Annotated in this window: 9 protein-coding genes; 3 read left to right on the top strand and 6 right to left on the bottom strand. The window is 70.3% G+C overall.

All coding sequences use genetic code 11. From position 1 onward, the window contains the following. Nucleotides 1–159 precede the first annotated feature (159 nt). On the bottom strand, nt 160–3,165 hold the full coding sequence (locus ACFVH5_RS41835) for a bifunctional [glutamine synthetase] adenylyltransferase/[glutamine synthetase]-adenylyl-L-tyrosine phosphorylase (RefSeq protein ID WP_385838923.1): 3,006 nt from the start codon (nt 3,163–3,165) through the stop codon (nt 160–162). A 257-nt stretch (nt 3,166–3,422) separates the two neighbouring features. Between ACFVH5_RS41835 and ACFVH5_RS41830 the strand changes: the two genes are divergently transcribed. Continuing rightward, nucleotides 3,423–3,950, top strand: coding sequence for a pyridoxamine 5'-phosphate oxidase family protein (locus tag ACFVH5_RS41830; RefSeq protein ID WP_385838921.1), 528 nt, complete (start codon nt 3,423–3,425; stop codon nt 3,948–3,950). Nucleotides 3,951–3,972: 22 nt separating this feature from the next. Beyond that, nucleotides 3,973–4,410 carry a VOC family protein gene (locus ACFVH5_RS41825; protein WP_210883264.1) on the top strand — a complete coding sequence of 146 codons (438 nt, stop codon included), beginning with the start codon at nt 3,973–3,975 and terminating at the stop codon, nt 4,408–4,410. Between the two features lie 32 nt (nt 4,411–4,442). Here ACFVH5_RS41825 and ACFVH5_RS41820 read toward each other — a convergent pair whose 3' ends face one another. The 5 genes from ACFVH5_RS41820 to ACFVH5_RS41800 all read right to left on the bottom strand — a co-directional run bounded on the left by ACFVH5_RS41820 (nt 4,443) and on the right by ACFVH5_RS41800 (nt 8,658). Next, nucleotides 4,443–4,688, bottom strand: coding sequence for a DUF397 domain-containing protein (locus tag ACFVH5_RS41820; RefSeq protein WP_385838920.1), 246 nt, complete (start codon nt 4,686–4,688; stop codon nt 4,443–4,445). Next, entirely contained in the window at nt 4,685–5,542 is an 858-nt protein-coding gene (locus ACFVH5_RS41815) for a Scr1 family TA system antitoxin-like transcriptional regulator (RefSeq protein ID WP_385838919.1), read from the bottom strand. Before ACFVH5_RS41815 ends, ACFVH5_RS41820 begins: the two co-directional genes overlap by 4 nt. Nucleotides 5,543–5,682: 140 nt before the next feature. Next, nucleotides 5,683–6,606 carry an RNA polymerase sigma-70 factor gene (locus ACFVH5_RS41810; protein WP_385838917.1) on the bottom strand — a complete coding sequence of 308 codons (924 nt, stop codon included), beginning with the start codon at nt 6,604–6,606 and terminating at the stop codon, nt 5,683–5,685. Between the two features lie 24 nt (nt 6,607–6,630). Next, nucleotides 6,631–7,104 carry a carboxymuconolactone decarboxylase family protein gene (locus tag ACFVH5_RS41805; RefSeq protein WP_385838916.1) on the bottom strand — a complete coding sequence of 158 codons (474 nt, stop codon included), beginning with the start codon at nt 7,102–7,104 and terminating at the stop codon, nt 6,631–6,633. A gap of 192 nt (nt 7,105–7,296) precedes the next feature. Next, a complete protein-coding gene (locus ACFVH5_RS41800; RefSeq protein WP_107018335.1) occupies nt 7,297–8,658 on the bottom strand; it encodes a glutamine synthetase family protein in 1,362 nt (453 codons plus the stop codon). A gap of 319 nt (nt 8,659–8,977) precedes the next feature. Here ACFVH5_RS41800 and ACFVH5_RS41795 point away from each other — a divergent pair, with 319 nt between their 5' ends. Then, entirely contained in the window at nt 8,978–10,195 is a 1,218-nt protein-coding gene (locus tag ACFVH5_RS41795; protein ID WP_385838915.1) for a globin domain-containing protein, read from the top strand. Nucleotides 10,196–10,394 lie beyond the last annotated feature (199 nt).

Here is a 10,394-nt window from a genome sequence, read left to right as displayed (position 1 = left end):
GGGCTGAGATGTCCCCGGGCGGCCGAAGGTCTCCAGCCCGCCCGCGAATCTTTCAGCCCGTCCGGCGTTTGAGGACAAAGGGGGGGCGAGGGGGCGCAGCCCCCATGCAGTGACGGAACGGGTAGGGGCGGCGGGGGCGAGAAAAGTCCGTGGGTATCGCTACGCCCCGTAGAACAACTCGTCCACGACCGCCCGCGCCCGCCGCGTCGTACGCCGATAGTCGTCGAGCATGTCCCCCACATGCCCGGGGCCGTACCCCAGATAACGACCCACCGCCGCCAACTCCCGCCCGTCGGAGGGAAACGTGTCCCCCGCCCGCCCCCGCACCAGCATCACAGCGTTCCGCACCCGCGTGGCCAGCACCCACGCCTCGTCCAGGATCGCCGCGTCCTCCCCGGCGATCAGCTCGGCCGCACACGCCGCGGCGAGCGCCTCCCGCGTACGGGTCGTCCGCAGCCCCGGCTCCGCCCACCCGTGCCGCAGCTGCAGCAACTGCACGGTCCACTCCACGTCGGACAGCCCGCCCCGCCCGAGCTTGGTGTGCAGCGTGGGGTCCGCCCCTCGCGGCATCCGCTCGGTCTCCATCCGCGCCTTGAGCCGCCGGATCTCCCGTACGGCGTCCTCCCCGAGCCCTTCCGCCGGGTACCGCAGCGGATCGGCGAGGTCGAGGAACCGGCGCCCCAACTCCTCGTCGCCCGCGACGACCTCGGCCCGCAGCAAGGCCTGCGACTCCCACACCAGCGACCAGCGCCGGTAGTAGGCCTCGTACGACTTCAGTGTCCGTACGAGCGGCCCGGACTTGCCTTCGGGGCGCAGGTCGGCGTCGATGAGCAGCGGTGGGTCGGCGCTGGGGATCTGCAGCAGTCTGCGCATCTCGGAGACGACGGCGCTGGCGGCCCGCGCGGCCTCCTCGTCGCCCACGCCCTCCCGGGGTTCGTGCACGAAGAGCACGTCGGCGTCGGACCCGTAACCCAGTTCGTGGCCGCCGAAGCGGCCCATGCCGATGACGCTGAAGCGGGTGGGCAGGGTCTCGCCCCAGCCGTCGCGGACGACGGCCCGCAGGGTGCCGGCGAGGGTCGCCGCCGTGAGGTCGGAGATGGCGCCTCCGACGAGGTCGACGAGCGCGCCCTGGTCGGCGTTGGCGGGCGTCTCCTCGGTGCCGTAGGAGCTGACGATGTCGATGGCGGCCGTACGGAAGAGTTCCCGGCGTCGTACGCCACGTGCCGCGGTGACCGCGGCCTCCCCCTTGCCGGCCCGGCCCACCGCGGAGAGGATCTCCTGCTCCAGGTGGGCGCGGGTGCGGGACACGAGGCCGCCGCTGGACCCGTTGCCGAGCAGGGCCACGGCTTCGGGCGCCCGCATCAGGAGGTCGGGGGCGAGCCGTCCGGCGGACAGGACGCGGGCCAGGTTCTCGGCGGCGGCCCCCTCGTCCCTCAACAGCCGCAGGTACCAGGGGGTCTTGCCGAGCGCGTCCGAGACCTTGCGGAAGTTGAGCAGTCCCGCGTCGGGGTCTGCGGAGTCGGCGAACCAGCCCAACAGGACGGGCAGCAGGGTGCGTTGGATGGCGGCCTTGCGGGAGACGCCGGAGGCCAGCGCCTCCAGGTGGCGCAGCGCGGCGGCCGGGTCCGCGTAGCCGAGGGCGACCAGTCGCTCCCGTGCCGCTCCCGGGCTCAACTTGACTTCGCCTGGCGCGAGTTGGGCGACGGCATCGAGCAGCGGCCGGTAGAACAGCTTCTCGTGCAGCCGCCGCACCACCCCGGCGTGCCGCTTCCACTCCCGGTTCAGTTCCTTGACCGGGTCGGTCCGCAGCCCGAGCGACCGTCCGATGCGCCGCAGATCGGCGTCGTCCTCGGGCACCAGGTGCGTACGCCGCAGCCGGAAGAGCTGTATGCGGTGCTCCATGGACCGCAGGAATCGGTACGCCTCGTCGAACTGCACGGCGTCGACGCGTCCCACGTACCCGCCCGCCGCCAGGGCCTTCAGGGCGTCCAGCGTGGTCCCGCTGCGCAGCGAGGTGTCCACGCGTCCGTGCACCAACTGCAGGAGCTGTACGGCGAATTCGACGTCCCGCAGTCCGCCGGGGCCGAGCTTCAGTTCCCGTTCGATCTCGGCGGGCGGGATGTTCTCGACGACGCGCCGCCGCATCTTCTGCACATCGGCGACGAAGTTGTCCCGCTCGGCGACCTGCCAGACGAGGGGGGCCAGCGTGGAGACGTACTCCTCGCCCAGTTCGAGGTCCCCCGCGACGGCCCGCGCCTTCAACAGGGCCTGGAACTCCCAGGTCTTGGCCCAGCGGTGGTAGTAGGCGAGGTGGCTGCTGAGGGTGCGTACGAGCGGGCCGTTGCGGCCCTCGGGGCGCAGGTTGGCGTCGACGGGCCAGATGGACCCCTCGACGGTGGTCTCCGAGCAGATCCTCATCAGATGGGCCGCGAGCCGGGTGGCGGCCCGCATCGCCTTGTCCTCGTCGGCCGCGTCGGTGCCCTCGGCGGGCTCCCCGACGAAGATGACGTCGACGTCCGACACGTAGTTCAGCTCGTGGCCGCCGCACTTGCCCATCGCGATCACCGCGAGCCGGCACATCCCGGCGTCCTCGGGCGCGGCGGCCTGGGCGAGGGCGAGCGCGGCGCGCAGGGTGGCGGTCGCGAGGTCGGCCAGCTCGGCCGCGGCCTGTGTGACGTCGGTGGTCCCGCACACGTCACGGGCGGCGATGGACAGCAGGCACCGCCGGTAGGCGACCCGCAGCGACACGGGGTCGTCCGCCTCGGCGAGCCCGCGTTCGAACTCCGCGACGCCGGGATGCAGGTCCTGCGGCTCGTAGGTGACGAGGGCCTGCCAGTCGAGCGGGTGACGCGCGAGATGGTCGCCGAGCGCGTCGGAGGCGCCGAGCACCCCGAGCAGCCGGTCGCGCAGCGGTTTGGCCGCGATCAGCGTGTCGAGCAGTTCGCGCCGCCCCGTGTCGCTGTCCTGCGCCTCGACGATCCGGACGAGCCCGAGGAGCGCCAGATCCGGGTCGGCGGTGGCGCCGAGCGCGTCGAGCAGCACCGGGTCGTTCGTCACGGCGGCGAGCTGCGGGCTGTCGAGCAGCCGCTCGGCGCCCGACGGATCGGTGAAACCGTGCCGCAGCAGCCGAGAGAAGGTACTGCTCCTGCGCCCCGGCACCGTCATCCCGGCCTCCGTCGTCCCCCGCGATGTCACCTCGCGCGCCGCCACCCACCGGATGCCACCCACGCGATCAAGGTCGTACGGCTTGAGCCTAACCGCAGAGCCGCGGGGAAGCGCCTGGACGCGGACGGGGGGGTTTCGACGGCCGGCCCACGCCCCCACGGCGACCCGCCGACGACCCGGCCGAGATTTTCACCGCCGGGCGGGGTCTGCCCTCACAGGAAGACCTTCCCAGTCCGTCAGGCCCTGGAGGAGCGCTCATGGAACAACGGTCGAGAACACGCTTGGAACCACGGTCCGAACTGGATGTCCGATACAGCAATGAGGCCGCCACCGCACGGCCCTGGCCGGAGGCCGAAACCCTGCTCTCCGAGGCGGAGTTGTTCTGGATCTCGACGGTACGGCCCGACGGCCGCCCGCACGTGACGCCGCTGCCCGCGGTGTGGTCGCAGGGCGCGCTGCACTTCTGCACCGGCCCCGAGGAACGCAAGGCGCGCAACCTGGCACTGAACCCGCACGTCGTACTGACCACCGGCACCAACACCTGGGACAAGGGATACGACGTCGTGGTGGAGGGCGAAGCGGTCCGCGTCTCCGACGACGACAGGCTGCGGGGCCTGGCCGACGCATGGGAGCGCAAGTACGGCGGTTTCTGGCACTTCGAGGTGCGGAACGGCCACTTCCACCATGGTGCCGGGAATGCCCTTGTCTTCTCAGTGGCGCCCGGGACCGTTTTCGGCTTCGGTAAGGGGGAGCCGTTCAGCCAGACGCGCTGGCGGTTCGCCTGACGTACGACAAAGGAGTCGTTCCATGGACATGGCCCTTGAAGTGATCATGCTGCCGGTCACCGACATCGACCGGGCGAAGGCCTTCTACGAGGACAAGGTGGGCTTCCACGTCGACATCGACACGGAGGTGATGCCGGGCGCGCGGGTGGTCCAGTTGACGCCTCCCGGGTCCGGCTGTTCGATCGCGCTCGCCAAGGGCGTGCCGATCCCGTCGGGCACCCCGCAGCCGGGCACGTACCACGGCATGCAGTTGGTCGTCGCGGACGCCAAGGCCGCGTACGAGGAGCTGACCGCGCGGGGCCTGGAACTCAGCGAGCCCGTCGCGTACGCGCCCCAGGACGGCGGCACGTTCATGCACTTCACCGACCCGGACGGCAACGGCTGGGCGATCCAGGAGTACCGCGAACGAGCGGCGAAGCCGCTGCATCGACTGCTGGCGGACCAGGCGGAACAGCAGTAGCCCCCCGGCCCGAGCGCCTGGACCGGCCGACGTCAGCCGCTGGCCGCATACGCCAGGAAGCTGGTCCAGGCGCTGGGGGTGACGGCAAACTGGGGACCTGCCTGCGCCTTGGAGTCACGCACGTGGACGAGATCCGGGCAGACGGCCATCTCGACGCAGTCGCCAGAACCGGTGCTGCTATGACTGGACTTGCGCCAGGACAGGGCGACCTCGACGCAGTCGCCATCACCGCCACTGCTGTAGCTGCTTTTGAACCAAGCCAGGTCAGTGATGTTCATAGCTCTCCCCGCATCCGCTGCAACAGGCTCACGGAGTCTTCGAGGATGAGAGCCTGCGATCGCATCCTGGCATATCGCATATGCAGAACGCTGATCTCCTTCGCATCCGAGACGAACAGACCTCCGCGTTGGCCCTCGTTGTAGGCGACCCATCGGTTCCCCGGCGTCTCCAGCAGTTGCATCGGGCCGTCCAGGCCCGCATGCGCCTGTCGCATCACCGGCATCACCTGCACCTCAACATTGCGCAGCTCAGCCAGCTCCAGCACGTGGTCGATCAACGCTCGCGTCACCTCCACCCCGCCCGTCCTCCGGAGGAACAAATGCTCCTCCAGGATGAAGCTGAACGCCGTGTTCGGCCGCTCCCGCAGCAGCCGTTGGCGTTCCGACCGTGCCGCCCACTGGGCCTCGATCTGGTCGTCGCCCAATGGAGGCAGCTGGTTCACGAACAGCGTGCGCGCATACGCCTCGGTCTGCAACAGCCCGGGGATCAGGCGGCATTCGTACGTGTAGAGACTCACCGCCGTCTCCTCCAGGCGGGCCCACTGGCGGAACCAACTGGCCAGCCCCGGTTGCCGCGACAGATGCCGTGCGGCCCCCCGCAACGCCCCGAACGCGTCGAGCACTTCCTCCGCCCGCTCGACGAAGTCCGGCGGCGGTAACCGGCGGCCCTGTTCGATGGAGGCCACGGTCGGCGCCGAGTACCGCACTCTGGGCGCGAACTCCTCCTGCGTGAGGCGGGCCCGTTTCCGGAAGGCCTTGACCACCTCGCCGAACGTCTTGAGGCTGTCGGACACCTCCGGTTCGCCGCCACCACAGCCAAGAGGGGCGCCCACCCCACCCGTACCGTCCGCCATGCCAGGCCCTCCGTTCACCCGCACCCATCGACCCGTCCACCCCGCCAACACCGCCAACCCACCCATGGTCACGGAGGGTTACGCATACTGTCCACAGAGTGAGCCCGTACGCTGAGCCCGCGTACGGGTCGATCGATCGCTCAATTGGCTTGGCGGCGGGCCCGCTTGACCTCGCGGTCGACGGCCCACGCGTCGGCGACCGGCCCGAGGTGGCCGAGCTTGTCGGGGTTGATCACCGAGCGGATGGTGTGGATGCGCCCGTCGAGCACCTCAAGGGCCAGGATGTGGAGCACCTTGCCGTCCCGGTCGCGGAAGACCGCGCCGGGGCGGCCGTTGACCTCGTGGGGCTCGAAGGTGACGTCGATCCGGGCCATGTGGGGGAAGACGGAGGCGAGCAGCCGGGCCACGTTCTCGGCGCCGACGACGGCTCTGGCCAGCTGCGGTGCCTTGCCACCGCCGTCCCCGACCATCGACACGTCGGCGGCGAGCAGATCCCGCAGACCGTCGACGTCACCCTCGCGCAGGGCGCCGAAGAACCGGGTCGCCAGTTCCTCCCGCTCCTGACGGTCCGCTTCGAACCGTGGCTGTCCGGCCCGCATGTGCCGCCGCGCCCGTACCTGCAGCTGCCGGCAGGCCGCCTCCGACCGCCCCACCGCCGCGGCGACCTCGTCGAAGCCGAAGCCGAACACCTCGCGCAGCACGAACACGGACCGCTCCAGCGGGCTGAGCCGTTCCAGGAGCAGCAGCGCGGCCATCGACACCGAGTCGGCCAGTTCCGCCGAGCGGGCCGGGTCCTGGTAGGGGTCGGTGAGCAGCGGCTCGGGGAACCACGGCCCGACGTACTCCTCGCGCCGCACCCGCGCGGAACGCAGTACGTCGATCGAGATTCGGGTCACCGTGGCCGACAGGAAGGCCTTGGCCGACGTGGGCCGGGTCGCGGAGCCGTCGAAGCGCAGCCAGGTCTCCTGGACCGCGTCCTCGGCCTCACTCACGCTGCCCAGCATGCGATAGGCGATCGAGAACAGCAGGGGACGCAGCTCCTCGAACTCCTCGACCTTGCTCACGCCGACTCCCTTCCCCGTCTCCGCTCAGTGGAACTGGCCGGCCTTGTAGTCACCGGCGGGCTGCCGGGTGATGATGTTCAGCCGGTTCACCGTGTTCATGAAGGACACCAGGATCACCAGGGCGGTGAGCTGCTCCTCGTCGTAATGCTTGGCGGCACGCGCCCAGACCTCGTCGCTGACCCCGTCGGCCGCGTCCGCGACCCGGGTCCCCTGCTCGGCCAGCTCCAGCGCGGCCCGCTCGGCCTCGGTGAAGACGGTGGCCTCCCGCCAGACCGCCACGAGACTGAGCCGCACGGCGCTCTCCCCGGCAGCGGCGGCCTCCTTGGTGTGCATGTCGAGGCAGGCGGCGCACCCGTTGATCTGACTCACCCGCAGGGCCACCAACTCCTGCGTCACGACCGGCAACGGCGACTCCTTGAGCGCCTTGCCCGCCGACATGAAGTACTTGAGAGCCTTCCCGGCCATCGGACTGGCGAAATAGTTCAGTCGAGCGTCCATCACGACTCCTCGGTGCTCGTCGGGACCTACACCCCTGAGACGAGACAGCCCGACGCCCTGTGACACGCACCCGTGTGACCCACGTCTCCCGGAAAACCAGTCGGAGCCGACGGTCCACGACCGTCGGCCCCGAGTGGTTCACGTTTCACGTGGTTCAAGCAGCCGGCCGCTCACGCGACCCGCCCGCAGTTCCTACAGCACCGGCAGGTTCTTCCGCAGTTCGAACGCGGTGACCTCGGAGCGGTACTCCTCCCACTCCTGGCGCTTGTTGCGCAGGAAGAAGTCGAAGACGTGCTCGCCGAGCGTTTCGGCGACCAGTTCGCTGCGTTCCATCAGGGAGAGGGACTCGCCCAGGTTCTGGGGCAGCGGCTCGATGCCCATCGCGCGGCGCTCCGCGTCGGAGAGGGCCCACACGTCGTCGTCGGCGCCCGGCGGCAGCTCGTAACCCTCTTCGATGCCCTTGAGGCCGGCGGTCAGCAGGACCGCGTACGTCAGGTAGGGGTTCGCGCCCGAGTCGATCGAGCGGACCTCCACCCGCGCCGAACCCGTCTTGCCGGGCTTGTACATCGGTACGCGGACCAGGGCCGAGCGGTTGTTGTGGCCCCAGCAGATGTACGAGGGTGCCTCGCCGCCCGCGCCCGCGGTGCGCTCGGAGCCGCCCCAGATGCGCTTGTACGAGTTGACCCACTGGTTGGTGATCGCGGCGATCTCCGCCGAGTGCTTCAGCAGGCCCGCGATGAAGGAGCGGCCGACCTTGGAGAGCTGGTACTCGGAGCCCGACTCGTAGAACGCGTTGCGGTCGCCCTCGAAGAGGGAGAGGTGCGTGTGCATGCCCGAGCCCGGGTGCTCACTGAACGGCTTCGGCATGAACGTCGCCTGCACGCCCTGCTCCAGCGCCACCTGCTTCATGACCAGCCGGAACGTCATGATGTTGTCGGCCGTGGACAGCGCGTCCGCGTACCGCAAGTCGATCTCCTGCTGGCCCGGCGCGCCCTCGTGGTGCGAGAACTCGACCGAGATGCCCATCGACTCCAGCATGGTGATCGCCTGGCGGCGGAAGTCCATGCCGACGTTGTGCGGGGTGTGGTCGAAGTAGCCGGAGTTGTCGGCCGGGGTCGGCCGCGAGCCGTCCGTCGGCTTGTCCTTCAGCAGGAAGAACTCGATCTCCGGGTGCGTGTAGAAGGTGAAGCCCTGGTCGGAGGCCTTCGCCAGCGCCCGCTTCAGCACGTACCGCGGGTCCGCGAAGGACGGCGAGCCGTCCGGCATCAGGATGTCGCAGAACATCCGGGCGGTGCCGGGGGCCTCGGCCCGCCACGGCAGCACCTGGAAGGTCGACGGGTCCGGCTTGGCGATCATGTCGGACTCGTAGACGCGGGCGAAGCCCTCGATGGCCGATCCGTCGAAACCGATGCCCTCGTCGAAGGCCTGTTCCAGCTCCGCCGGGGCCACGGCCACCGATTTGAGGAAGCCCAGCACGTCCGTGAACCACAGGCGTACGAAACGGATGTCGCGCTCTTCCAAAGTACGGAGCACGAACTCCTGCTGCTTGTCCATCTTCCGCTTCCACCCAATCTTGCTGGTCAGGCCGCCTGCTCCCGTCCCAGGGAGGCGGTCGGGCACCTGCGCATCACACCACATCAGCATTTCATGCGCGTTGCGGGCCCCGATCGTCCGGCCGACCTCCGCCCGAACGCCTCGCACACGGCAGGTGTACTGCGCTGACGCCCATCTTGCCCGCTGAGCGGCGCACATGAAATGGCCGACCACTGGCGTCTCTCCGTCACCTTCCCCACACGCACAGACGCCCCTCTATAACTTGCATTTGAGATGCAAGTTTTAATACCGTGCGGGCAGTCGAGCTTGAGGAGCCCCGATGCTGACCGAGCAGTCCGCCGCCACCGTCCGCGCCACCCTTCCCGCCGTCGGCGGGGCCCTGGGAGAGATCAGCGACCGCTTCTACGCAGGCCTCTTCGCCGCCCACCCCGAGCTGCTGCGCGACCTCTTCAACCGCGGCAACCAGTCCTCCGGCACCCAGCGTCAGGCCCTGGCGGGCGCGTTCGCCGCCTTCGCCGCCAGGCTCGTCGAGCGGCCGGACGTCCGGCCCGACGCGATGCTCAACCGCATCGCTCACAAGCACGCGTCCCTGGGCATCGCCCCCGAGCAGTACCCGGTCGTCCACAAGTACCTCTTCGCCGCCATCACCGGCGTCCTCGGCGAGGCGATCACCCCTCGGGTCGCCGCCGCCTGGACCGAGGTCTACTGGCTGATGGCGAACGCGCTCATCGCCATCGAGAAGCGGCTGTACGCGGCGAGCGAGGCGGACGGCGTCGACGGCCCGGGCGGGCGGCGGACCTGGGAAGTCGTCGAGCGCGTCGAGGAGACCGCGGACGTGGCCACCTTCCTGATCCGCCCGGCCGACGGCTCCCCCGCGCCCGCGTTCCGGCCCGGCCAGTACGTCTCCGTACGCGTCGAACTGCCTGACGGGGCCCTCCAGACCCGCCAGTACAGCCTCATCGGCGCGGCCGGCTCGTCCGTACGGCGGATCGGCGTGAAGCGGGTGCACGGCGGGGGCGCGCCCGACGGGGAGGTCTCCAACCACCTCCACGCGCGCGTACGGGTCGGCAGCACGCTCGAAGTGTCCGCGCCGTACGGGGATCTCGTCCTCGACGCCGGGCCGCTCACGCCGGTGCTTCTGGCGTCCGCCGGTATCGGTGTCACGCCGATTCTCGCCATGCTGGAGCAGCTCGTGGCGGACGGGCATCGGGGGGCGGTGACCGTGGTGCACGCCGACCGGTCCCCGGGGGAGCACGCCTTGCGCGAGGAGCATGAGGGGTACGTGTCGAAGCTCGCCGACGGGGTGGCGTGCTTCTGGTACGAGCGGGGGGCGGCGGCCGGGCATCCGGTCGACCGTGCGGGGCTGGTCGACCTCTCCGGAGTGGTGATCGCGCCGGGTACTCGGGCGTATCTGTGTGGGCCGCTGCCGTTCATGCGGGCGGTGCGCGGGCAACTCCTGGAGAAGGGGGTCTCTCCGGCCGACGTCCACTACGAGGTCTTCGGCCCTGACCTGTGGCTGGCGTCGGCCGACGCGTGACGGGGGCTCCGCCTCGCCCAGGGAGGAGGTTGCGCCTTGGCTGCGGGCCGGTGGGGGCTGGCCGCGCAGTTCCCCGCGCCCCTTAAAAGATTGCGCCGTTCCCCGCGCCCCTGGAAGGCGGGTCCGGTGGGGGCTGGTCGCGTCGGTCCTCGCGCCCTCAACGATTGCGCAGTTCCCCGCGCCCCTGAGGGGGCGCCCC

This window comes from Streptomyces sp. NPDC127119, from assembly GCF_042677425.1.
Classification (GTDB): Bacteria; Actinomycetota; Actinomycetes; order Streptomycetales; family Streptomycetaceae; genus Streptomyces.
The sequence above is the reverse complement of the archived record's forward strand: the minus strand, read 5'-3'. Positions and strand labels throughout refer to the sequence as shown.

Bases quoted from the DNA above. Each gene is read 5' to 3' on its own strand.
- ACFVH5_RS41795 (WP_385838915.1), top strand. From the start codon at position 8,978: ATGCTGACCGAGCAGTCCGCCGCCACCGTCCGCGCCACCCTTCCCGCC.
- ACFVH5_RS41825 (WP_210883264.1), top strand. From the start codon at position 3,973: ATGGACATGGCCCTTGAAGTGATCATGCTGCCGGTCACCGACATCGAC.
- ACFVH5_RS41835 (WP_385838923.1), bottom strand. From the start codon at position 3,165: ATGACGGTGCCGGGGCGCAGGAGCAGTACCTTCTCTCGGCTGCTGCGG.
- ACFVH5_RS41815 (WP_385838919.1), bottom strand. From the start codon at position 5,542: ATGGCGGACGGTACGGGTGGGGTGGGCGCCCCTCTTGGCTGTGGTGGC.
- ACFVH5_RS41820 (WP_385838920.1), bottom strand. From the start codon at position 4,688: ATGAACATCACTGACCTGGCTTGGTTCAAAAGCAGCTACAGCAGTGGC.
- ACFVH5_RS41800 (WP_107018335.1), bottom strand. From the start codon at position 8,658: ATGGACAAGCAGCAGGAGTTCGTGCTCCGTACTTTGGAAGAGCGCGAC.
- ACFVH5_RS41830 (WP_385838921.1), top strand. From the start codon at position 3,423: ATGGAACAACGGTCGAGAACACGCTTGGAACCACGGTCCGAACTGGAT.
- ACFVH5_RS41805 (WP_385838916.1), bottom strand. From the start codon at position 7,104: ATGGACGCTCGACTGAACTATTTCGCCAGTCCGATGGCCGGGAAGGCT.